Annotated in this window: 19 protein-coding genes; 5 read left to right on the top strand and 14 right to left on the bottom strand. The window is 69.8% G+C overall.

The annotated features are described in order from the left end of the window. Positions 1–9: 9 nt before the first annotated feature. The 6 genes from der to OWM54_RS41785 form a co-directional block, all read right to left on the bottom strand. The gene (der, locus tag OWM54_RS41810; RefSeq protein WP_267700927.1) at positions 10–1,389 is read right to left on the bottom strand and encodes a ribosome biogenesis GTPase Der; all 1,380 of its coding nucleotides are present in this window, start codon (positions 1,387–1,389) and stop codon (positions 10–12) included. A 1-nt stretch (position 1,390) separates the two neighbouring features. After that, on the bottom strand, positions 1,391–2,335 hold the full coding sequence (gene era, locus OWM54_RS41805; RefSeq protein WP_223748994.1) for a GTPase Era: 945 nt from the start codon (positions 2,333–2,335) through the stop codon (positions 1,391–1,393). A gap of 241 nt (positions 2,336–2,576) precedes the next feature. Beyond that, positions 2,577–3,317, bottom strand: a complete 741-nt coding sequence (locus OWM54_RS41800; protein ID WP_267700926.1) for a peptidylprolyl isomerase — start codon at positions 3,315–3,317, stop codon at positions 2,577–2,579. 44 nt (positions 3,318–3,361) lie between these two features. Then, entirely contained in the window at positions 3,362–4,183 is an 822-nt protein-coding gene (rnc, locus tag OWM54_RS41795) for a ribonuclease III (protein WP_267700925.1), read from the bottom strand. A 9-nt stretch (positions 4,184–4,192) separates the two neighbouring features. Beyond that, complete coding sequence (locus tag OWM54_RS41790; protein ID WP_174816821.1) at positions 4,193–5,050, bottom strand: hypothetical protein; 858 nt, start codon at positions 5,048–5,050, stop codon at positions 4,193–4,195. Beyond that, a complete protein-coding gene (locus OWM54_RS41785; protein ID WP_223748997.1) occupies positions 5,050–6,195 on the bottom strand; it encodes an acyl-CoA dehydrogenase family protein in 1,146 nt (381 codons plus the stop codon). The genes OWM54_RS41790 and OWM54_RS41785 overlap by 1 nt, the downstream gene beginning before the upstream one ends. A 274-nt stretch (positions 6,196–6,469) precedes the next feature. On the opposite strand from OWM54_RS41785, the gene OWM54_RS41780 reads away from it, so the two are divergent. Beyond that, positions 6,470–6,829, top strand: a complete 360-nt coding sequence (locus OWM54_RS41780; protein ID WP_223748998.1) for a YtxH domain-containing protein — start codon at positions 6,470–6,472, stop codon at positions 6,827–6,829. A 108-nt stretch (positions 6,830–6,937) separates the two neighbouring features. Here OWM54_RS41780 and OWM54_RS41775 read toward each other — a convergent pair whose 3' ends face one another. Further along, the gene (locus OWM54_RS41775; RefSeq protein WP_223748999.1) at positions 6,938–7,714 is read right to left on the bottom strand and encodes an enoyl-CoA hydratase-related protein; all 777 of its coding nucleotides are present in this window, start codon (positions 7,712–7,714) and stop codon (positions 6,938–6,940) included. Between the two features lie 102 nt (positions 7,715–7,816). Between OWM54_RS41775 and OWM54_RS41770 the strand changes: the two genes are divergently transcribed. Further along, the gene (locus OWM54_RS41770; RefSeq protein ID WP_267700924.1) at positions 7,817–9,778 is read left to right on the top strand and encodes a TIM44-like domain-containing protein; all 1,962 of its coding nucleotides are present in this window, start codon (positions 7,817–7,819) and stop codon (positions 9,776–9,778) included. A gap of 282 nt (positions 9,779–10,060) precedes the next feature. Here OWM54_RS41770 and OWM54_RS41765 read toward each other — a convergent pair whose 3' ends face one another. The 5 genes from OWM54_RS41765 to OWM54_RS41745 form a co-directional block, all read right to left on the bottom strand. Further along, a complete protein-coding gene (locus OWM54_RS41765) occupies positions 10,061–11,035 on the bottom strand; it encodes a hydroxymethylglutaryl-CoA lyase (protein WP_046713845.1) in 975 nt (324 codons plus the stop codon). After that, positions 11,028–11,756, bottom strand: a complete 729-nt coding sequence (locus OWM54_RS41760; protein WP_223749001.1) for a class I SAM-dependent methyltransferase — start codon at positions 11,754–11,756, stop codon at positions 11,028–11,030. Before OWM54_RS41760 ends, OWM54_RS41765 begins: the two co-directional genes overlap by 8 nt. A 96-nt stretch (positions 11,757–11,852) precedes the next feature. Then, positions 11,853–13,046: an aminotransferase class I/II-fold pyridoxal phosphate-dependent enzyme gene (locus tag OWM54_RS41755; RefSeq protein WP_223749002.1), complete on the bottom strand. Its 1,194-nt coding sequence runs from the start codon at positions 13,044–13,046 to the stop codon at positions 11,853–11,855. A gap of 44 nt (positions 13,047–13,090) precedes the next feature. Continuing rightward, a complete protein-coding gene (locus tag OWM54_RS41750) occupies positions 13,091–14,056 on the bottom strand; it encodes a phosphatase PAP2 family protein (RefSeq protein WP_223783376.1) in 966 nt (321 codons plus the stop codon). 5 nt (positions 14,057–14,061) lie between these two features. Beyond that, on the bottom strand, positions 14,062–16,575 hold the full coding sequence (locus OWM54_RS41745) for an efflux RND transporter permease subunit (protein ID WP_267700923.1): 2,514 nt from the start codon (positions 16,573–16,575) through the stop codon (positions 14,062–14,064). A gap of 433 nt (positions 16,576–17,008) precedes the next feature. Between OWM54_RS41745 and OWM54_RS41740 the strand changes: the two genes are divergently transcribed. From OWM54_RS41740 to OWM54_RS41730, 3 genes are read left to right on the top strand one after another with little or no spacing between them, the layout of a single operon-like run. Then, complete coding sequence (locus OWM54_RS41740) at positions 17,009–18,556, top strand: aminotransferase class I/II-fold pyridoxal phosphate-dependent enzyme (RefSeq protein ID WP_141324050.1); 1,548 nt, start codon at positions 17,009–17,011, stop codon at positions 18,554–18,556. A 7-nt stretch (positions 18,557–18,563) separates the two neighbouring features. Beyond that, entirely contained in the window at positions 18,564–19,745 is a 1,182-nt protein-coding gene (locus OWM54_RS41735) for an N-acetyltransferase (protein WP_223749004.1), read from the top strand. An 18-nt stretch (positions 19,746–19,763) separates the two neighbouring features. Continuing rightward, entirely contained in the window at positions 19,764–20,756 is a 993-nt protein-coding gene (locus tag OWM54_RS41730; RefSeq protein WP_223783324.1) for an NAD-dependent epimerase/dehydratase family protein, read from the top strand. Between the two features lie 73 nt (positions 20,757–20,829). Here OWM54_RS41730 and OWM54_RS41725 read toward each other — a convergent pair whose 3' ends face one another. After that, positions 20,830–21,435 carry an MlaC/ttg2D family ABC transporter substrate-binding protein gene (locus tag OWM54_RS41725; protein ID WP_223749006.1) on the bottom strand — a complete coding sequence of 202 codons (606 nt, stop codon included), beginning with the start codon at positions 21,433–21,435 and terminating at the stop codon, positions 20,830–20,832. A 53-nt stretch (positions 21,436–21,488) separates the two neighbouring features. After that, on the bottom strand, positions 21,489–23,255 hold the full coding sequence (locus tag OWM54_RS41720; RefSeq protein WP_267700921.1) for a TolC family protein: 1,767 nt from the start codon (positions 23,253–23,255) through the stop codon (positions 21,489–21,491). Between the last annotated feature and the right edge of the window lie 131 nt (positions 23,256–23,386).

Below are 23,386 nucleotides of genomic sequence, written 5' to 3'. Positions count from 1 at the left end.
ACGGACGCTTCAGTGTTTGCCCTGGAGGTGGGGCTTCTTTCGCGCCTCTCGCTTGGCCTTGCCGGGGCGCTCCTTGAAGAAGAGCCGGATGGGCACGCGCAGGTCGAACGTCTTGCGGAGCTGATTGGTGATGTAGCGCTTGTACATGTCCGGAACGCCCTCCGGGTAGTTGCACGTGAGCGCGAACGTCGGGGGCGCCGCCGCCACCTGGGTGATGTAGTACAGCCGCAGGGGCTTGCCCCGGGCGATGGGCGCCGGGTGGTTGTCCACCATGTGCTCCAACAGGCGATTGAGCTGGGGCGTGGGCGCCCGGAACCGGAACTGCTCGGCCAGTTCCACCGCCACGTCCACCACCTTCTCCACCTTCGAGCCCGTCAGCGCGGACGTGAAGAGGATGGGCGCGTAGCCCACGAACTTCAGCGCGTGCTTGAGCGACTCGCGGTAGGCCTCCTGGCGACGCTGGTCCTGGTCCACCAGGTCCCACTTGTTCACCACGATGACCAGCGCGCGGCCCCGCTCCTCGGCCAGGCCCGCCAGCTTCGCGTCCTGGTCCACCGCGGGCTCCGTGGCGTCCATCAACAGCACCGCCACGTCGCTGCGCTCCATCACCTTCAGCGCCGCGATGACCGAGTACTTCTCCACCTGGTGGGCAATCGTCTTCTTGCGCCGGATGCCCGCAGTGTCCGTGAGGAGCAGCTTCTTGCCCTTGTACTCGAGCGGCGAGTCGATGGGATCTCTCGTCGTGCCCGGCACGTCGCTGGCCACCACCCGCTTCTCCTTCAGGATGGCGTTGACCAGGGTGCTCTTGCCCACGTTGGGCCGGCCGATGATGGCCACGCGGATGATGCCGTCGTCCGGGGGCGCGGTGTCGTCCTCGCCCTCCTCCTTGGGCGGCAGCTTCTCCACCACCTCGTCGAACAGGCCGTTGATGCCCAGGGCGTGCTCGGCGGACAGCGCGTGCACCTCGCCCAGGCCCAGCTTGTAGAAGTCCGCGGCCAGGGACTGCATCGTGCCCGTGGTGTTGTCCAGCTTGTTGGCCGCGACGATGACGGGCTTGCCGCTCTTGCGCAGGTAGCCGGCCACCGCCTCGTCCGCGGGCGTGACGCCGTCGCGCCCGTCCACGACGAAGACGATGACGTCACACTCCTCCACGGCCAGCTGCGCCTGCTCGCGCACCTGCTGCAGCAGGGAGTCCTTCTCGCCCGGGACGAAGCCGCCCGTGTCGATGAAGGTGAACGAGCGGCCTCCCCACACCGCGTCCGCGTAGTGACGGTCTCTCGTCACGCCCGGCTGGTCCTCGACCAGCGCGAGGCGCCTGCCGATGAGACGGTTGAACAGCGTGCTCTTGCCCACGTTGGGGCGTCCGACAATGGCGACCAGGGGCTTCATCTCAGTCGTATCCCAGCTTCTTGAGGCCTTCGGGGCGCTCGCTCCAGCGCGGCTCCACCCGGACGCGCAGGTCCAGGTAGACATGCGCTCCCAGCAGCCGCTGCACGGACTTGCGCGCATCGGTGCCAATCGTCTTCAACATCTGTCCCTGCTTGCCGATGATGATGGCCTTCTGGCTGTCGCGCTCCACGTAGATGGACGCGGCGATGCGGATGAGTCCGCCCAGCTGGCCCGGCGGCGTGCCCGGACGGGGCTCGCGCTCGGATTCATCGAAGATGTCCACCAGCACCGCCGTGGAGTACGGAATCTCCTGACGGCAGTGACGCAGCACCTGCTCGCGGATGTACTCCGCCACCAGCGTGCGCTCCTGCTGGTCGGTGAGCATGTCCTCGTCGAAGATGCGCTCGCCTTCCGGCAGGTGGCCCAGCACCGCGTGGAACAGCCGCTCCACGCCGTCCTTCTCGCGGGCGGAGATGGGCACCACCTCCGCGAACGGGAACTCCTGCCGGTACAGATCAATCAGCGGCAAGAGCGCCGCCTTGGGCAGCGAGTCGATCTTGTTGATGACCAGGAAGGTGGGCTTGCCCAGCTTCTGCAGCCGCTCGAGGATGGTGCGGTTGCCCGGGCTCACCTCGAGCTTCTCGCCGGCGGGCGGCTCGATGAGGAAGAGGACCAGGTCCACCTCCTCCGCGGCCTGCAGCGCCGTCTCCACCATGTAGCGGTTGAGCTCCCCCTTGGCCTGGTGGATGCCGGGGGTGTCGATGAAGGCGACCTGCCCCTCGGGGCGCGTCACCACGCCGAGGATGCGGTTGCGCGTCGTCTGCGGCTTGCCGGAGACGATGGCGATCTTCTCACCGGTGAGCGCGTTGAGCAGGGTGCTCTTGCCCACATTGGGGCGTCCGATGAGCGCGGCGAAGCCGCTGCGGTGGTTCTTGGGAGAGGCCATTGCTTCGAAGGTGGTCTGGGAGTCCCGCGATGCCGGGAGCCCCTGAGGGGAGACTTCCAAATGAACGCCCTATAACAGACCCGCGTCCCTGGCTTCTGCCGGGGAGCGGCGGGCAGGCGGGCGGCCTACGGCTGGGACGTCGGGCGGCTCACCGTCCGCGGTGCGTCCTCCATGTAAAACGTCACGACACTCCTCCCATCTACCAGAGGCCCGCCGAAGTCGCAGGCCCGTCTTTCACGTCTCACCACGGCCGGGTCGACTCGGGCTGCTGCGACCCCTTCCGCTTCGGCGTCGCCCCGGGCCGGGTCGGCGCATCCGCCGGGGCCTGCGTCGCGGCGAGGCCCGGGGGCGCCTTGTCGCTCAGCTCCACCTTGGTGAGCACCACCGCCTCGCGGGGCCGGTCGCGGTTGTCCCGGGGCAGGCCGCCGATGCGCTCCACCACGTCATAGCCCTTCACCACCTCGCCGAAGATGGTGTGCCGGTTCGTCAGGTGGTCCGGCGTGCTGGTGGTGATGAAGAACTGGCTGCCGTTGGTGCCCGGCCCCCGGTTGGCCATGGCCAACAGGCCCACCTTGTCGAAGGTGCGGCCGGACTGGAACTCGTCCTCGAAGCGGAAGCCCGGGTCACCCGAGCCCGTCCCCGTGGGGTCTCCGCCCTGAATCATGAAGCCCGGGATGACGCGGTGGAACACCGTGCCGTTGTAGAGGGGCTTCCTGGACATCTCCCCGGACTTGGGGTCGCGCCACTCCTTCTCCCCGGCCGCGAGGCCCACGAAGTTCGCCACCGTCTTGGGGGCGTCCTTGGAGAAGAGCAGCACGGTGATGTCCCCCGCGCTCGTCTTGAAGGTGGCGTAGACGTCCTTGCCCGCCGTCACCTTCTTGGTCCACTTGCCCGACGCCGCCGGCGCCGCGGCCACGGCGACCCCTGCCCACAGGCAGGCCACCAGGGCGAGCGACAGACGCAAGGGGGCGGAGGGACGCATGGGCGCGGCACCTTATTCCCCACCCCTCTCCCCTCCAAGGGGTTTCACGTCGGGTTGTCGTCCGGTGGCACTTCCGGGGTCACCGGCGCGGGGGCGGCCATCCCCTCCTCGGAGGTGGGAGCCTGCCCCTCCGGGGGGGCACTGGCGGCCACGGCGGCCTCCCGCTTGAGGCGCTCCAGGGTGACCTGGGCCGCGCACTGCTCCGCCTCCTTCTTGCTTCGCCCGGTGGCCCGAGCGAAGGGCGCCTCACCGAGCGACACCTCCACCTCGAACACCTTCGAGTGCTCCGGCCCCGCCTCGGACACCACGCGGTAGCGCGGCGACACCTTCAGCTTCTCGTGGGCCATCTCCTGCAGGAGCGTCTTGTAGTCCAGCCGCCCCTGGCCGCTGGAGACCTCGTCCAGGAGCTCCGCGAAGCACTTGTCCACCAACTGCGCGGCGGTCTCCAGGCCCGCACACAGGTAGATGGCACCGAAGACGGCCTCGAGCGCGTCCGCCAGCACGGAGTTCTTCTCGCGCCCGCCCGACAGCGTCTCGCCCCGGCCCAGCAGCAGCAGATCACCCAGCGGCACGCTCCGGGCCACGCGGGCCAGGCCGTCCTCGTTGACGATGCGGGCGCGCAGCTTGGTGAGGTCGCCCTCGGGCATCGTCGGGAAGCGATCCATCAGCCGGTGACTCACGGCCAGGTTCACCACCGAGTCCCCCAGGAACTCCAACCGCTGGTTGTCCTTGAGGTCCTTGTCCCGCGTCTCGTTGACGTAGGTCTTGTGGGTGAGCGCCTCGAGCGCGACCTCCCTGCGCGAGAACACGAACCCCAGCCGCTTCTCCAGGGCCTCCACCCGCTCCGACGGACTGAGCTTCTCCACGGACGTCTCTCACTCCTGCGGCGCGTCGGGGCCCACCAACCTCACGGCCTCCGGACGCACCTTCAACAACGACGCCACCATCCGGACGATGCCGGGGAACTCATCCAGCTCGAACCGCCCCGCCCACACCTTGCCCTGGGCTCCCGCCAACAGGCCCCGGAAGGTGCGCCCCGCGACCCTCGCGGCGGCGAAGCGGTACGGCCGGCCCTCCACCTGCAACTGCGCCAGCAACTCCAGGCTGCTCCTGGGCGGCACCAACGACTCCGCGCCGAACTTCTCCACGATGTCCGAGAAGCGCACCAGCCCCGTGGGCGTCGGCTGGGGACGGCTCGCCGGCTCCCCCAGGAGGGCCGCCAGGTAGCCCGTCAGCGCCGCCCGCTCCCGGAACTCAGACAGCTCCAGCGTGTGGCCCGCACCGCCGGCCACGTCCACCTTGTCGCGCTGCACCCGCGCGATGCGGAAGTTGCCCAGCCGGTCCGCCGCGAGCAGGACCGACAGGTCCCCCTCCACCACGTCCGTGGTCAACTCCAGCGTGTCCGCGTCCACCCTGGGCGACAGCCCCAGGACCTGGAGCTCCGCGGAGCGGCGCTGCACATGGAAGATGTGCTCGTTGAAGGCGTCCGACAGCAGCGCCTCGATGTCCGCCACGTCGCTCAGCGCGCCGATGAGGATGGGCGCCAGTCCCACCACCGCCGCCGGGGAGATGGGGATGAGCCGGTCCCCCATCACCTGGAAGGTCACCTCGGCGATGAACGCCTTGGTCACGGGATTGACGAGCGGCGACGACTCCAGGTCCAGCACCGCCTCGGTGCCGGCCACGTCCTCACGGACTTGAAGCCCGAGTCCCTCCAGCCGTGCGGTGTCCATCAAGCCCCTTTGAAGGTCTCTCTCGCGATGATGGTGCGTTGGATCTCGCTGGTTCCTTCGCCAATTTCACACAGTTTGGCGTCGCGGAGGTAGCGTTCAACCGGGAATTCACGGGTGTAGCCATAGCCCCCGTGGATCTGCACGGCCTTGGCGGCCGAGCGGGTGGCGACCTCGGAGGCGAAGAGCTTCGCCATGGAGGCTTCCTTGGAGTACGGCTGGCCCGCATCGGCGAGCCTCGCGGCCCGGTGGACGAGCAGCCGCGCGGCGTCCGTCTCCGTCTTCATGTCCGCCATCATCCAGCGCAGGGCCTGGAAGTCCGCGATGGGCTGACCGAAGGCGGTGCGGTCCTTGGCGTAGCGCGCGGACTCCTCCAGCGCGCCCCGGGCCAGCCCCACCGCCAGCGCGCCGATGGTGATGCGGCCCTTGTCGAGGATCTTCATCGTGTCGATGAAGCCGTGGTCCACCTCGCCCACGCGGTGCGAGTCGGGGACCTCCACGTTCTCCAGCACCAGCTCCGCCGTGTCCGAGGAGCGCATGCCCAGCTTGCCGTGGATGGCGCGCTGGCTGAACCCGGGCATCCCCTTCTCCAGCAGGAACGCGGTGATGCCCTTCTGGCGCTTGTCGGGGGACGTCACCGCGAGCACCACGAAGACGTCGCCCACGGTGCCCTGGGTGATGAACATCTTGGTGCCGTTGAGCACCCAGCCGTCGCCCTTGCGCACCGCCGTGGTCTTCATGCCCGACGCGTCCGAGCCCGAGCCCGGCTCCGTCAGGCCCCAGGCGCCCAGGAACTCGGCGGAGGCCAGCTTCGGCAGGTACTTCTCGTGCTGGGCCGGGGTGCCGAAGACCCGCAGGTGGCTGGTGCCCAGGCCGTTGTGGCTGGCCACGGTGAGGGCGAGCGAGCCGTCATAGCGGGCGATCTCCTCCACGGCCACCGCCACGGCGAGCGAGTCCATGTCCGCCCCGCCGTACTGCTCCGAGACCAGGATGCCCATGACGCCGAGCTGTCCCAGCTCCCGCACCACGTCCATGGGGAACTTCTCCTCGCGATCCCACTGGGCAGCGTACGGCTTCACGCGGGCCTCGCAGAAGTCGCGAAGCGAGGACTGGAGGGCGCGGTGACTCTCGGGAAGTTCGAAGTCCATGTCGGGCGGATCTATCGCAAAGGGTCCCCGCGCGGCGACCTTCTCGCACCGCCTGGAGGCCCGGGGAGCGCCCGGCGACATACCAGAAAGCCCCGAGCCTGGCTGCCCCCTCTCCAAGGGAGTGGGCCTGGGAGTGCGTCCAAACGGCGACGCGACGAACGACCCCCAGGGCGCGGGGGGTGGCGGCACGGGCTCCCCTGCCTACCTTCAAGGCTCATAGGGGTCACGCCGCGCCCGCGACGCGGCCCCGACCACACTGGCCCTGGAGGGATGCATGTTCGCGAAGAAGAAGGCGAAGTGGACGGCGAAGGGTTTGGCCAAGAGTGAGCTGTACCGCAAGTGGGTGGCCCACAAGCTCCTCGACGAGCTTCCCCGCGTGGCCAAGGACCGCTGGGATGACTTCGAGCCGGATGATGCGCTGCGCCACATCGGCCTGACGACGTACAAGCCGGCGCGCTCCGGCCTGGGCGGCCTGGGGCTGTTCGTCATCGGCGCGGTGGCCGGCGGCGTGGCGGCGCTGCTGCTCACGCCCAAGACGGGGGATGACCTGCGCACCACCGTCAAGGACAAGGCCATGGGCTACATGAACAAGCAGAACATCGGCCTGGCGCCCGAGAAGAGCGCCAGCGCCTGAGCTGGTGGCCGCGGGCCCCTCGCGAGCGGGGGGCCGACGGCGGCCGGGCACTTCACGGGGCGGGGTCCGCGAGCTGCTCGCGGGCCGCCGCCCTTCGTGCGTCGCGGCTCAGCGGCCCTTGTAGACGGGGGCGCGCTTCTCCGCGAAGGCGCGCAGGCCCTCGAGGCGATCCTCCGTCTTGAGGACCTCCTCGTACTTGCGCAGCTCCAGCGCGAGCGCGTCGTCCAGCTCCAGGCCCGTGCCCTCGTCGATGGCGTGCTTGGCGGTGGCCACGGCGATGGGCGCGTTGTCGACGACGGACTCGGCCAGGGCGTGCGCCACCTCCAGCAGATGTCCCTCGGGCGCGAGCCGGTTGACCAGGCCGATGGCGAACGCCTCCGCCGCGTTGAGCCGGCGCGCGGTGAGGATGAGGTCCTTGGCCCGACCCGGTCCCACGAGGCGAGACAGGCGCTGCGTGCCGCCACCGCCGGGGATGATGCCGAGCTTCACCTCGGTGAGGCCCAGCTCGGCCGCGGGGGCCGCCACGCGCAAGTCACACGCGAGCGCCAGCTCGGTGCCTCCGCCGAAGGCCGCGCCGTTGATGGCGGCGATGAAGACGCAGTCGCTCTTCTCGATGGCGCGGAAGGTGCGGCGCAGGCCGTCGAGGAACGCGCGCACCTCGGCCTCCTGCATGCCCGCGCGCTCCTTGAGGTCCGCGCCCGCGCAGAACGCCTTGTCGCCCGCGCCGGTGATGACCACCGCGCGGACCTGATGACCCGACGACACACGCTCGACGAGCGCGCCCAGCTCCTGGAGCATCGCGCGGCTGATGGCATTGCGGCGGCCCTCGCCGTCGATGGTCCAGATCTCGATGGCACCGCGTGCGTCGACCTTGAATTCCGGCATATCCGCTCCCCTTCCAGGGCCCGCCCGGCGGGCCGCCCTGGGACGCGGCAGAGTGCGGTGGGAAGGCGGGTCTGGCAAGGCGGAAACGGTTAGCATCCCCGCATGCCTTCGCCACGCAACCTGCTCCGACAGCTCGCCCCGTGGGCGCATCATCTGCCCTCGGCACTCGCCCTGGTGGCCCTGGCCCTCGGTCCCCTGGAGGCCCTGGCCCGAGGCGGTGGCGGCGAGCACTACACCCGAGGCAACTCCGACAGCCGCGATCGCGGCGGCGACGGCCTGCCCATCTGGCTGCTGTTCGAGGCGTTCCGCCTGGTGTTCCGCTACCCCAAGGTGATGATTCCGCTGCTGGTCATCGGCGGCGTCATGTACTGGCTCTACAAGCGCAACCTCCACCCGGACGCGACGACACGCAAGGCGTTGGACCAGTACGAGGCGCAGCAGCGCACCCAGGTCAGCTCCAGCGACGTGGCCGGCTGGGTCAACGCGCTGAAGCTCAAGGACCCCGCCTTCGAGCCCGGCCCCATGCTGGACCGGACGCGCCGCCTGTTCCTCGACTTGCAGCAGGCCTGGTTCCAGCGCGACATGACGCCGGTGCGGCCCTTCCTGTCGGACGCGACGTGGCAGCGCTTCGGCGTGCAGTTGAAGCTGCTCGACGCCCAGGGCGTCCGCGACGCCATCACCGACATCGAGGTGCTGGACCTCCAGCTCATCGGCCTGGAGCAGAGCGAGTGGTTCGACAGCGTCCAGATCCGCGTCCACTCGCGGATGCGGGACACGGACGTGTCGGCGAGCGACTCGGACGCGCAGGCCATCCAGTCCGCGCGCAAGGCACCGTTGGAGGCCTTCACGGAGGTGTGGACCTTCGTGCGCAAGCCGGGCGCGCAGACGCGCATCGGCGCGGACCTGTTCCAGGGCAAGTGCCCCAACTGCGGCGCGCCCTTCCAGGGTGGCGCGGCGAACAGCTGCGAGTTCTGCGGCGCGGTGGTCAACTCCGGCAACTACGACTGGACGCTGGCGGAGATCACCCAGGGCGTGGAGCACTCGCGCTACCACCGCAACGTGGATGGGCTGATGCAGGCGCGCCAGGACGACCCGGCGCTCAACCTGGAGATGCTCGAGGACCGCGCGTCCCTGCTGTTCTGGAAGTGGATCGACGCCCAGAGCCGGGGTGACACGACGGGGCTGTCGAAGGTCGCCACGCCGGAGGCACTCGAGTCACTGGGCTCGGAGCTGGAGGGCCTGCGTCAGCAGGGACGGCGGCGCGTGTTCCTGGAGTGCGCGGTGGGCTCCGTCGACGTGCGCGCGTTGGAGATCGACCCTCGCGGGTACGACAAGGCGCAGGTGGAGATTCGCTGGAGCGCGCGCATGGGCATCGGCCCCGTCAACGAGCGGCCGCCCCAACTGCCCACCCTTCCCCAGCGCTTCGTCTTCACGCTGGTGCGCAAGCACGGAGCGAAGACGAACACCGCGAACGGCATGTCCACGGACCGCTGCCCGCAGTGCAACGCACCGCTGACGAACAGCGCGGCCACGACGTGTGAGTTCTGCGGCACGCAGCTGGCGAACGGTGAGCGGGACTGGGTGCTCGCGTCCGCGCTGCCGTTCGAGTCGTGGAACGCGCGCGAGGACGCGGGTTTCCGTGAGAGGCCGCGGCGCGCGTCGGTGCCTCGACCGCCGAGCGTCACCCGTGCCGCGTCGGCCCCCGCCTCGGGCTCGGACACGGTGATGGACCTCCAGGAGCGCCAGCGGCTCATCTACATGATGGCCGCGATCGCCTCCGCGGACGGCACCGTCACCGCGGCCGAGCGGCGCCTCCTGAAGCTGTGCGCGGAGCGGTGGAACGTGGAGTGGTCACAGGTGGAGATGGCGCTCAACGCGGGGCCACAGCTCTTCGACCGGCTGGTGGCGCGCGGCAGCCCCGAGGCCGAGGTCTTCCTGCGCAACATCGTCGAGATGGCCCTGGTGGACGGGCGCATCGACCGGAAGGAGCGCCGGATGCTGGAGTCCGCCGCCGCCCACCTGGGCCTCCAGGAGAAGCTCGCTTCGATGATCGACGGCCGCTGACGCAGCGCGGCGGTTCCTCGCCTGCCCTGGGAGGAGCCCCACCGGGCCTCGGGATGACTGGCGCCCCCCACGCGCACAACCATCACATGGAGTGAAGTGCCTGCCCGCGCCGCTCCGGTGAACGCTGGTCACCACCGACGTCACATCAGGCCCTGGAGCGAGAGCTCACCAGAGGGGGCCGGGGCGGCCGAGCAGGCGCTTGTCGGCATGCCGACCCAGACCGGCATCAATGATTACTGGGAGTGAAGTCACCAGCGCCGCGCCCTACCCGCGACGAGCGCCTCAGGTCTGCGCGCGGCGGGACGCCTTCTTCTCCCGCTCACCCAGCGCGGCCTGGAGGAACTTCCCGGCCAGCTTCCGGCCGATCAGCTCCTGGGCAATCTCCCCGGCCTCCACCAGCCGGTCCAGGTTGATGCCGGTCTCCACGCCCATGCCGTGGAACATGAAGACGGCGTCCTCGGTCGCCAGGTTGCCCGCGGCGCCCGGCGCATAGGGGCAGCCGCCCAGCCCGCCGATGCTCGCGTCGAAGGTCGTCACGCCCGCGGACAAGCCGACGAGCGAGTTGGCCAGCGCCGTGCCCCGCGTGTCGTGCAGGTGCAGCGCCAGCTTCTCGACGGGGATGTGCTTGAGCAGCGCGTCGAGGATCTCCTCGGTCTGCCTCGGCGTGCCCACGCCAATCGTGTCGCCCAGGCTGAGCTGGTAGATGCCCGCGTCCACCAGATGCCGGCAGATGTCCACCACGCGCTCCACCGGGACATGGCCCTCGTAGGGGCAGCCCCACACGGTGGAGAGGTAGCCGCGCACGCGCATGCCGGCCTGGAGCGCCGCCGTGGTGACCTCGCGCGCGCCAGCCATGGCCTCCGCGATGCTCTTGTTGATGTTCTTCTTGGAGTGGGCCTCGGACGCGGAGATGAACACCGCGGCCTCCTCCAGCCCGGCCTCCTTCGCGCGCTCCAGCCCCTTGAGGTTGGGCACCAGCGCGGAGAACACCACGCCCTCGCGGCGCCCCACCAGGCGCAGCAGCTCCTCGGCGTCCGCCAGCTGGGGAATCCACTTGGGCGAGACGAACGACGTCACCTCGATGCGCTTCTCGCCCGCTTCCACCAGGGCATTGATGAGCCGCGCCTTGTCCCGCGTGGGCAGCGTGCGCAGCTCGTTCTGCAGGCCGTCGCGAGGACCGACCTCGTACACGTCCACCCGCTTCGGCAGCTGGCCCAGCAGGTTCCCGCGCGCTCGTGAATGTGAGGTCTCAGGCATCTCGCAGCACCGCTCCAACAATCAGGTCGGCCGACCGTCGCGTCAGCGGCTCGCCATCGAGTCCGCCATGCACCCAGGAGATCGAAAACCCGGTGCTTTCCAACAGCGCGGTCAGTTCCGCAAGGGGATAGTAACGAATGGAGTAGGACGCAGACAGGACACGGCCATCCCGCAGGGTGAGGGTCCGCCGTCCCTCGTCGCGCCCCGTCGCCGCGTCGAAGTGGCTCTCCTCCTCCAACACGGCCCCGTCCGGAAGTGTCCGCTGGAACGCGGCCCCCGGTGACGCGGCCAGTCGCTCGTGCGGCACCGTGTGGAACACCAGGAGCCCTCCCCGCCTCAACGCCCTCGCCACCTCCCGGAGGATGCGCACGTGCTCCTCGTCCGTGAAGGCGAACAAGGTGGAGTACCACGCGTACGCTCCGGACAGGGAACCCTCCCGGAAGGGCAAGGCCCGGAGGTCGCCTCGCACCACGGGGAACCCCGGACGTCGCATGGCCAGCGACAACGCATCCCGCTCCAGCCCGATGACGCGCCCCGCCAGGGGGCCCGAGGCCTGGAGTCGCGAGGCATGGCGCCCATGGCCGCAGCCCAGGTCCGCCACGGGCTCCGGGCCGGGCACGTCGGCGAACGCGCGCGCCAGATAGTCCGCCTCCCTCGCCGTCACGCTCTCGGACAGGAAGGGCAACGTGCTGCGCAGGTACAGCTCGCCGAAGAAGTCCACGCGCGCACGTCAGCGGCCGGGAAGAACGACGCCGCCCTCCTCTGCCGGGGGATGTAGCAACCCCGTCCCGCCGTCGCAACGCGGGGGCGCCGGCCTTCAGCGCCCGGGCCCGAGCTTCGCGCGCAGCCGGCGCACGGCCTCGTCCAGCACCGCGTCCGTCTTGCAGAACGCGAAGCGGGCGAGCCCATGGCCCAGGTGGCGGTGCTCGGGGCCGTAGAAGACGCTCGGGGGGATGGCCGCCACGCCGACCTCCGACACCAGGTGCCGGCAGAAGGCCACGTCGTCCGCGAAGCCCAGGCCGGAGATGTCCGTGAGGATGAAGTAGCTCCCCTCCGGGACATGGGCCTTCAGGCCCGCGTCGCGAAGACCCGACAACAGCCGCTCCCGCCGCGCGGCGTAGGCCGCCGACAGTCCGTCGAAGTACGCGTCCGGCAGCCGGAGCGCCGCCGCCATGGCCGCCTGGAAGGGGGACGCGGTGGCGAAGGTCACGAACTGATGCGCGCGCTGGATGGCGTCGCGCAGTGGGGGCGGCGCGATGACCCAGCCCACCTTCCAGCCCGTGAGGCTGAACGTCTTGCCTCCGCTGCTCACCGTCACCGTGCGGTCCGCCAACGAGGGCACGGTGGCCGGGCGCACGTGGCGCGCGGGGGCGAAGGTGATGTGCTCGTAGACCTCGTCGGACAGCACCTTCACGTCATGCTCGGCGCACAGCGCGCCGATGCGCTCCAGCTCCTCGCGCGTGAAGACCTTCCCCGTCGGATTGTGAGGCGTGTTGAGGATGAGCAGCCGCGTGCGTGGACTGAAGGCCGCGCGCAGCTCGTCCCAGTCGAACCACCACTGCGCATGCGCCGCGTCCGGCGGCCTCAGGGGAACCCAGCGCGCCGTGGCGCCGACGAAGGTGATGTTGGCGTCGTACGAGTCGTAGAACGGCTCGAACGCGATGACCTCGTCCCCCGGGTCCACCAGGCCGAGGAGGACGTCGAGGATGGCCTCCGTGGCCCCGCTCGTCACCGTCACCATGGTGTCCGGGTCCACCGCCTGGCCGTGGAAGCGGGCCGAGTGCTCGGCGATGGCCACGCGCAGGTCCCGCGCGCCGGTGCTCATGGCGTACTGGTTGACGCCGTCGTGGATGGCGCGCCGCGCGGCCTCCTTCACGACCTCCGGCCCGTCGAAGTCGGGGAACCCCTGCCCCAGGTTCACCGCGCCGTGCTTCTGGGCCAGGGCACTGAACTCGGAGAAGACGGTGGTGCCGAACCGCGACACGCGCTGCGACGACACGGACCTGGACATGGAGCGCTCCCGACACGGCCGGCCTCGAGGGGCCGGAGCCGTGCTCAGGGGCGCAGGATAGCGTCCACCGGGACGGAACGCGCGGCCCTCTCGCTCTCGCGATGCCGCGCCGCCCGCGTCAGCGCCGTGGCCATGCCCACCACCACCATCACCAGGGGCACCGCGCACAACAAGTCGGTGGCGTAGTGGAAGCGCCCGGCGAGCGTCGCGAAGATGAGCCCCAGGCCCGGCAGCAACATCACCCAGAACACCTTCCGGGAGAACCGCCACGCATAGAAGAGCACCAGCAGCGTGGTGCCCGTGTGCCCCGAGGGGAAGCAGTCCCGCGCGAAGACGGGCCTGCGCATCAGCGAGTCCAGCCACGGCGTCAGCGTGCCCTGCAGCGGCGCATCGAACGCGTCGACGAAGAAGTAGCGCGGCCCCACGGCCGGCACCAACGAGTACGCCGAGTAGTTCAGGATGAACAGCAGCCCCAGCCCCAACAGGTACTCGTCGAACTCCGGCGAGGCGCCGCGCGCGCGCCGGTACAGGCCGATGCCCAGCACCAGCGGCCACACGAAGTGGCCGTAGTAGCAGATGAGCAGCACGTCGTTGAGCCAGCCGGGGATGACGTTCGCCAGCACCACGGAGGCCTGGAACCCGAAGATGCGCTGGTCCGCGGCCACCAGCTGCGCGTCCCGCAGGAACGGGTTGAGCGTGTCCACCACGGGGGTGAGCCAGCCGTGCGTGAGCACCGCCACGGGCAGCAACCAGAAGTCCGCCAGGACGGTCAGCCACCGCTGCGTCGGGAAGCGCGACTCGAGCGTGCGCAGCACCAGCGGGCCCGCCGCCATCGAGGCGAACAGCCAGACATGGTGGAGCGACCCCAGCGTCCACCGCCCGGGGCCGAGCAGCACCAGCGCCGCGAGCGAACAGGCGATGACGATGATGAGGTCCACGGGCCCGAGTCGGACCTGCGCCTCGCGGGAACCCTTCAACGGGACGGAGCCACGCAGCCCCTGGGCATTCAAGAGACTCACGCCGATTTCCGCTCCCCCGACGCCCCCACCTCGGAGGTGGCCGCGTCGAGATCGAGACTCCGGACGACCGCGCCCTCTTGGGTGACGAGCAGGCCCTTGCGCCCCTTCCAGCGCTCCAGGAGGGCAAGCAGCGCGGGGAAGAACACTGTGGTCCCCAGAAAGGTGCACACGACCCCGAGGAGCGCAATCTGTCCGATGCTGCGCAGGCCCTGGTGGTTGGCGACGAGCAGCGCACCGTACCCGGCCGCGTTCGACAGCGTGGCGACCACGGCCGCCAGCCCCGTGTGCCGCACCACCTTGCCGAGCGAGCCGGGGCCCTCCTCCTCGTACCGGTGATACAGGTGCACGGAGTTGTCCACCGCGATGGCCAGCAGGTTGGGCAGCACCACCGCGTTGATGAAGTTGAGCTGCACGTCGAAGAGGTACATGCCGCCCGCCAGGCACGTCATGCCCAGGAACAGCGGCCCCGTCACCAGCAGCGTCCGCTTCACGCTGCGCAGGCTCACCAGGATGACCAGGAACACCGCCGCCGCGGCCGCCCAGAGGATGAGCGGGCCGTCCGCGCTCACCAGCGCGAAGATGCGCGAGGCGATGCGGTTGCTGTCCAGCACCGCCATCTCCACGCCCGCCGCCTTCGCCCCCTCCACCACCTGGTCGATCTGCGCCGCCCAGCGCGTGAGGTCCTTGGTGTCGTAGTTCGACACGGAGGGGAACAGCAGCAGGAAGGTGCCCTGCCCGTCCGTGGCCTCGAACCGGCGGCGCACCTCCACGGGCAGCGAGTCCAGCCCATACGGCTTCGCCTCCACCATCCCCTGGAACTCCTTGAGGCGCGGGTCCTCGTACGCCGCCTCGGGCAGGCCGTGCAGCAGCGTTCGGATGCCGCCAATCTCCGCGCCCCGGCGCTCCACGTCTCCGGGCACCAGGTCGTTCAAGGAGGTCGTGCGCAGGAACACCGAGTCGGCGCCGTTCTTCTGCTTCACCTCGGCGATGACCTGCTCGACCTTCGCCGCCTGCCCCAGGTCGTCCACCAGGAAGATGGCGGGGTTGAGCGGCTGGCCCAGCTGCTCGGTGACGTGGTCATCCAGCCGCGACGCCGGGGAGTCACCCTTCAGCTTGCGCATGTCCGTCTCGAAGCCCAGCCGGGGCGCGATGGAGACGGAGAACGCGGCGAAGCCCACCACGGCCAGCGCGAGCACGACCAGGACGGACGTGGGCCACCGGCGCCACTCCCGCTCGGGCTTCGACGGCGCCACCACGGGGGCGGCGACCTCGGAAGCGGGCGCCGCGTCCACGCGGGCCGGACGCAGCCGCTCCGCGATGGCCAGCAGCGAGGGCCCCAGCGCATAGGCCGCCAGCACCGCGAGCAGCACGCCCAGCCCCGCCAGGAAGCCGAACTGGTTGAAGGCGTGGAACTGCGCCAGCATCAGCACGAAGAACGCCGCCGCGTTCGTCACCGCGGACGTCATCGCCCCGCTGAAGGTGCCGCCCACGGCGGTGGCCAGCGCGTCGCGCGCGGAGCGGGTGCGCCGCTCCTCCCAGTAGCGCATGCACAGGTGCACGCCGTACTCGATGCCCAGGCCGATGAGGATGGCGACCAGGAAGCCCGTCACCACGTTGAGGTGGCCGATGGCGAGCCACGCGATGCCGAACGTCATCAACAGGCCGACGACGACGGGCAGGCCCACCACCGCCAGCGCCGCGATGCGCCGGGTGGCCAGCAGGATGAGGCCGATGGCGATGAGCGCGGACAGCGTGCCGGCGCGCGACAAATCACCGCGCATCACCGCGTCCTCTTCGATGCGGTTCTGGAAGTTGCCCGTCGCCTCCAGCTTCACCGCCGGGTAGCGCTCCGAGGCCAGCGTGCGACCCGTGCCCAGCGCCAGCTCCACGAAGCGGCGCGCGAAGTCCAGGTCCCCCGCGGTGCCCATGGGCTTGAGCATCAGGTAGACCTCGGTGCCGTCCGCGTTCGCCAGATCCTCGTGCACCGGCGCGTTGGGCGAGTGCTTCCGGGCAATCTCCTCGAACGTGGGCGGCGGAGGCGTGGCCCCCAGGTCGATATAGAAGGGATTGGCCTGCTGCCGCTCGTAGCGCACCCGCGCCGAGAGGTCCGCGCGCAGCTCCGCCAGCTTCTCCGCGGGCAGGAGCCACAGCGCGTGGCGCTTGAAGAACTCCACGTCGTAGCTGTGCTCGACGTAGCGCACCTCGGGGAGCGCCTCGAGCCGTCCCTTCAGCTCGCGCGCGTAAGCCTTCAGCCGCTCGGGTGTGTCTCCCTTCGCGACGATGACCAGGTACCCGTCCCCACCCGCCTTCTGTGACACGCGTGTCAGGTCCTGGACTTCGCGGGCACCCTGCGGGAGCAGCTCGACGAATGAACCACGGAACTCCAACCGCGACGCCAGTGCCATACCGCCGGCGGCCAGCAATGCGGAGATCAGCAGCACGTACCAGGGCCGGGAGACCGCCGTCTGGATGAACCCCTCGAACCACCGTTGCCGCAGAGACCTGGCCACCGTCCACTCCTCGATTTTCGCCGGGCTTAGCAAATTCCCGGCCAGTCGTAGCCCCCTCAAACAACGGGCGACCGGAAAGCCTTCCGTCCCTGGGTCGGCTGCTTGCGCACGAAGGCGGGCGGGCGACCTCGCTTCCCATTATCCACTGGAAGACGGTCTGCGTCGGCGGGGTGCCACCAATGCAACGGTGCTGTCAAGCCGAGGGGACTTTTGGCCCCTCTCGCAAGGGTCCCAAGCAACGGTCCGCGCCTTGACACTGCCCCTCGGCCTCTTTATTCACGGCCCCGCGTCCCCCGAGGGAGGTCGTCGGGCGCATGGTTGCCCCCGGCTCGGGAACGAGCCCTGCATGGTGAGTGGCGACCGCAGTGCCGCACTCCGCCTCTCCTGAAGAGGCCCAAACCCTCCCCCGACGCAGGCCTACAGAAAGAGCACCATGAGCGACGTCTTCGACAAGTGCAGCAATTGGAAGGACTACCGCATCGCGAAGGCCACCGGCCTCTACCCCTATTTCCGCGTCATCGAGGCGTCGCACGGCGCCACCGAGGTGGAGATCGAGGGCAAGCGGGTGATCATGGTCGGCTCCAACAACTACCTTGGCCTGTCCGCGGACCCGCGCGTCAAGGAAGCCGCCATCAAGGCGACGGAGAAGTTCGGCACCACGTGCTCGGGCTCGCGTCTGCTCAACGGCACGCTGGCGCTGCACGAGGAGCTCGAGGGACGGCTGGCCAAGTTCCTCAACCGCGAGGCCGCGGTGGTCATCTCCACCGGCTTCCAGACGAACCTGGCGCTGTCCTCCATCCTGGGCCGCCACGACATCGTCTTCAGTGATCGCCAGAACCACGCGTCGCTGGTGGACGGCATCCGGCTGTCGTTCTCCACGGAGCGCAAGTTCCGCCACAACGACATGGACCACCTGGAGCAGCTGTTGTCCCAGGCCGATCCCAACGCCGGGAAGATCATCATCACCGACGGCGTCTTCTCCATGGAGGGAGACGTCTGCAACCTGCCGCGCATCGTGGAACTGGCGAAGCAGTACAACGCGCGGGTGATGACGGATGACGCCCACGCCATGGGCGTGCTGGGTGAGAAGGGCCGGGGCACCTCCGAGTACTTCGGCCTGGAGAAGGAGACGGACCTCGTGATGGGGACGTTCTCCAAGAGCTTCGCGTCGCTGGGCGGCGTGCTGGCCGGCCCCTTCGACGTCATCAACTACATCAAGCACAAGTCGCGCTCGGTCATCTTCTCCGCGTCCATGACGCCGGCCTCCATCGCCTCGGCGCTCAAGTCGCTGGAGATCATCGAGGCGGAGCCCCAGCGCCGCGCGCGCCTTCTGGACATCGCGGAGAAGATGCACAACGGCTTCCGCGCCATGGGCTTCGACACCGGCGTGTCCGTCACGCCCGTGGTTCCCGTGCACATCGGCGACCAGACGAAGTGCTTCCGCTTCTGGCGCGCGCTGCACGAGGCGGGCGTCTTCGCCAACCCGGTGATTCCGCCGGCGGTGGAGGCGGGCCACGCGCTCATCCGCACCTCGTTCATGGCCACGCACACGGACGCGCAGCTGGACCGCGTGCTGGACACCTTCGAGACCATCGGCCGCAAGCTGAACGTGATTCCGCAGACGCGCCCCACGGTGTACGAGCCGGTGCAGATCGCCCGCCCGGGCACGTCCGTGCGCTCCAACAAGGCGAGCGAGAAGTGGGCGGCGGGCTCCGCGGGCCTCCTGGCGGACAAGGGCGGCATCACCCTGGACCAGCTGTCGCGCATGTCGTCGCGCGAGGTGGCCGGGAAGATCTTCGACGCGGTGGAGCAGCTCACCTGGCGCGCGGCGAACCTGCAGCCGGAGGACCTGCGCCAGCTGCGCGCCGCGCCCATGAAGCTGTGGGAGAAGCGCGGCGAGCTGCCCGGCTTCCTGTTGGAGAAGGGCGCGCACTTCTTCCTGAAGAACGGCACCGACGGCAACTCCGCCGAGAGGACCTGATTCCACCATGGCCCTGCCCGCCGAGCCGCCCGCAGTCCAGCCCGCCCTTCCGCCCCTCCCCTCGGACGTCCTGGTGACGCCCGTGCGGGACGCCGCGGCGCGGATGACGTTCATCCGCTTCCCGTTCTCGCTCTACACGGGGGACCCGAACTGGGTCCCTCCGCTGGAGATGGAGCGCAAGGACTTCCTGGACCCGAAGAAGAACCCCTTCTTCGAGTACGGCGAGGTGGAGCTGTTCCTCGCGTGGCGAGGCCAGGACGTGGTGGGCCGCATCGCCGCCATCCGCAACCCCCGGCACCAGGAGATCCACGGCACGAAGGAGGGCTTCTTCGGCCTCTTCGAGTGCGTGAACGACGCGGGCATCGCGCGGCTGCTCCTGGACGCCGCGGCATCGTGGCTGAAGGAGCGCGGGCTGGACAGCATGATCGGTCCGGCCAACTTCTCGTCCAACCAGGACTGGGGCCTGCTCATCGAGGGATACGAGTCACCCCCGGCCATCATGATGCCGTACAACCCGCCCTACTTCGCCACGCTGCTGGAGGCGTGCGGGCTGGTGAAGGCGAAGGACCTGTTCGCCTTCGATCTGTCCTCGTCCGCGGAGCCGCCGGAGAAGGTGGTGCGCATCGCTGAGAAGATGCGGCAGCGCGAGGGCATCACCGTGCGCGCGGTGAACCTCAAGGACTTCCCCGCCGAGGTCGAGCGCATCCGGGAGATCTACAACTCCGCCTGGGAGAAGAACTGGGGCTTCGTGCCCTTCACCGACAAGGAGTTCGACCACCTGGCCAAGGAGATGAAGACCATCGTCCGGCCGGAGCTGGTGCTCATCGCCGAGGTGAAGGGGGAGCCGGTGGCCTTCTCCATGACGCTGCCGGACGCCAACGTGGCCCTCAAGGCCGCCAACGGGCGCCTGACCACCTTCGGGCTGCCCATCGGCCTGACGAAGATGCTGCTGGCCTCGCGCCGCATCCACCGGCTGCGCCTCATCACCCTCGGCATCAAGGAGGGCTACCGGCGCCGGGGCCTGGACGCCATCCTGTACCTGGACACGCTGCGCACCGCGCACCGTCTGGGCTACTCGGGCGGGGAGATCTCCTGGACGCTCGAGGACAACCACCTCGTCAACCGCGCCATCGAGTCGATGGGCGGCAAGCGCTCGAAGACGTACCGCCTCTACCAGCGTTCGCTGTAACCCCAGGGAGTCCTCGCCGTGCGTTTCCTGCTCACCGGTGGCACCGGCTTCATCGGCCAGCGGCTCGCGAGCCGCATCGTCGAGCGAGGCGACTCGCTCACCGTGCTCGTGCGTCCCAGCTCGCGTCGCGACGCGCTGGCGGCGCTCGGCGCCCGGTTCGCCGTGGGGGATCTGACCACGGGAGAGGGCCTCACCGAGGCCGTGCGCGACGTGGACTGCGTGCTGCACCTGGCCGGCGTCACCAAGGCCCGGGAGCCCGCGGGCTACTTCGAGGGCAACGCCAACGGCACCCGCCGCCTCGCCGAGGCCATGGCCGCCCTGCCCCACCCGCCCCGGCTCGTCTACTGCTCGTCGCTCGCCGCGGCGGGCCCGTCCACCCCCGAGCGCCCCCGTCGCGAGGAGGACCCGCCGGCCCCCGTCTCCACCTACGGCCGCAGCAAGCTGGGGGGCGAGGAGGCCGTGCGCGAGCTGGCGGACAAGGTGCCGTCCGTCATCGTCCGTCCGCCCATGGTCTACGGGCCGGGCGACGTGGAGTTCATCCCCTCCGTCATCCCCATGGCGAAGAGCGGCTTCGCGCTGAAGAGCGGCTTCGGCCCCAAGCGCTACTCGCTCATCCACGTGGATGACCTGAACACCGCGCTGCTCGCGGCCGCCGAGCGCGGCCCGACGCTCGACAAGGCCGACGCGGCGCGCGGTGTGTACACCGTGTCCGACGGTCGCGAGTACACCTGGGAGGACGTCTGCGCCGCGGTGGCCCGGGCCCTGGGCCGCAGGCCCCCCACCGTGCTGCCCGTGCCCGACACCGTCGGATACTTCCTGGGCCTGGGCTCCGAGGCCATGGCCCGCCTGCGCGGCACCGTGCCCATCCTCAACCGCGACAAGGTTCGGGAGATGAAGTGCGCCGCGTGGACGTGCACCACCGAGCGCGCCACCCAGGAGCTGGGCTTCGCGCCCACCATCCCCCTGGACCAGGGACTCGTCGGGACGCTCGCGTCCTACGGCCACGCCTGAGCCCTGGAACGACGAAGGCCGAGGCTCTCTTTCGAGGAGCCCCGGCCCGAAGTCAGCGCGAGCTGTGTTCAGCTCACTTCGCGGGCGCCGCGGAGCCGCCGGTGCCCTTGGCGGACTGGGCCGCGTTCTCCTTCTCCAGCTGAGCCCGCTTGGTCTTCAGCGTGGAGAGCAGGCCGTCGAACCCCTTGGTGCTCAGCAGCTTCTGGAACTGGCCCTTGTACGTGTCCACGAGGGACACCTCATCGGTGACGACGTCGTAGATGCGCCAGTCGTTCTTCACCTTGTAGAGGCGATAGTCGACGGGGATCTGGTCCTTCTTGAGGGTGAGCGTCGTGTCGACGGTGGCCTCGGAGTCCTTGATGGTCTCCTTGCCGTACTTCACGTCCGCCTGGGCCTGGCCGATGGCCTTCTGGGCGTAGGAGGCGCGAAGCAGGCCCGTCATCGTCTCGGAGAAGTCCTTGCGCTGGGCGGGCGTGAGCGAGTCCCACGTCTTGTCACCCAGGGCGCGCCTGGCCAGCTCCTGGAAGTCGACGAACTTCTCGACGACGCTGGCGAGCGACTCGACGGTGGCGCCGGGAGCATTGGCCGCCTTCTGGACATCCGCGTTCCCGGACTTGACGACGGTGAGGGGCGTGGGCGCCGCGGCCAGCAGGGTTGCGGCGAGCAGGGAAGCAATCATGGTTTTCGGCTCCGTGCAGAAGGTCGATACAGCGGACAGGCGCGTGGCCCCGATTATTCACGCAGGGCCGGGGGCGTCCCGGTGACACGAGAGAGGGCCGCCATTCCCAACCGGACGTCGAACCAGCTCTTCGCCCGGTCGCCTGTAACCTGCGCATAGGCGGTGAAGGCGTCCACCAGGTCTCTCGTCTCCCCGGTGCCCAGGTCGAAGGCGGCGAAGGCGGAGGTCACCCAGCGACGGGCGCTCTTCTCCGCGTCCGTGAAGGCCTTGGCCTTGGCCCACGCGGCCACCAGCTCGCCGTGGACCTTGGTCACCTCCAGGCGGATGGCGGCGTGGATCTGCTTCTCCTGGGCGCGCAGCTTGTCGAGCTCCGCGCGCGCCTGGTCCAGCTGCGCGTCCTTGATGGGGATGTCGAACGTCCCCCGCATCACCAGGCCGACGCCCGCGGTCCGGTCGTTGTAGGGGTCATACGCGAAGGGGCTGCGCTGCCGCGTCGCGCTGGTCGTGAAGCGCAAATCGTAGAAGCCCGCGAGTCCGAAGTCCGGGAAGTAGCTCCGCTCGCGAATCAACACTTCGGACTCGCGCGCGACGATGCCGGCGGCGACCGCGGCGAGCTCGGGGCGGTACTGCTCGGCCAGCTCCAGCGCGCGCTCCAGCGACGGGGGCTGCACCTCGTCCTCGAGCGGCAGGTCCTCCTCGACGACGGCGACCTCCTCGCCCGGCGGCGCGTTGGCGAGCAGGCCGATGGCCGTCATCGCGAGCGCGCGCCCCTGGATGACGTCCGCCTTGCGCGCCTCCACCACCTGCCGGAAGAAGCGGACCTTGTACGTGTCCACCTGGGCCACCTGCGGCGACTCCTCCTTCAGGAGCGCGGCGATCTTCTCGGCGGCGTCCTCCAGGCGCTTGGACACCTCCTCCATCTGCTGGAGGCCGGCGCGCGCCAGCTGATAGCTGTAGTACGCCTGCGCGGCCTGGAAGCCGACCTCGTCCCGCACACGCTCACGCAGCGCCGCGCCGAGGATGGGCCCTTGGGCCCCGGCCTTCTCCAGCGCGGACAGCTTGCCGAAGGTGTAGATGGGCAACACCGCGTTGCCGTTGGAGAACACCGTCACACCCACCTTGCCGAAGTCGAGGTCTCCCTCGAGCGAGGCCTTGGTGGTGGGCGGGCCGCCGAGGCCATCGTTGCGCGCCTCGGGGATGGGGCCGCCCATGCCCACGGTGATTTCGAACTTGGGGAACCAGGCCCACCGCGCCTGCTTGTAGAGCGCCTCGAACTTGCGCAGCTCCGCGGAGGCCTCCTCCACCCGCAAATCAGACGTGCGCGCGCGCTCCACCAGCTGAGCCAGCGTCAACGGACCGGCCTTCCGCGGGGCCTGTGTGTCGGGCACGTTGGCGACGCCCTGCTTCACCTGCTGGGCCTCTCGCGCGGGCTCCTTCATCGGAGCCGGAGACACCGTCCGTCCGCCGGAGGGCGTCGATGCCGAGTCCACCGACTCGGGCGCAATTGTCGGAGGCCCCGGAGGAAGCGTGCCGCCACCGGCGCCCGTCGTCGGCGCGGGCGTCTGCGGCCCCGAGATACCAGGCGCCGCGGAGCCAGTCCCCGGAGTCGGTGTCGCCGTGCCCGTGCCCGAGGTCGTCGGAGCCCCAGACGCGCCACCCGTGGTGCCCGTGCCGGAGGTGCCGGACGTCGTGCCCGTCCCCGTCGTCCCTGGCGTCGAACCGCCACCCTGCCCCGCTGAGCCCGGTGTGAACTGCGCGGCCGACATCCCGGCCGCGAGCACCAGCGCCACTGTCACGCCTCGATCCAGGTGTCTGCGCATCACTCGGCCTCGTGCGGGCCCCATACCCGAGAACCCAACGACGGCGCAGCATCTTCGTTCGCCGACGCCCAGTCATTGACCAACTTCGTTCGCTGTCGAGAGTCGTCCGTCACCACGCGCCCCTGTCCCGC

This window comes from Myxococcus sp. MISCRS1, assembly GCF_026626605.1.
Lineage (GTDB): Bacteria > Myxococcota > Myxococcia > Myxococcales > Myxococcaceae > Myxococcus > Myxococcus fulvus.
This window is presented reverse-complemented; position numbering and strand designations above follow the sequence as displayed.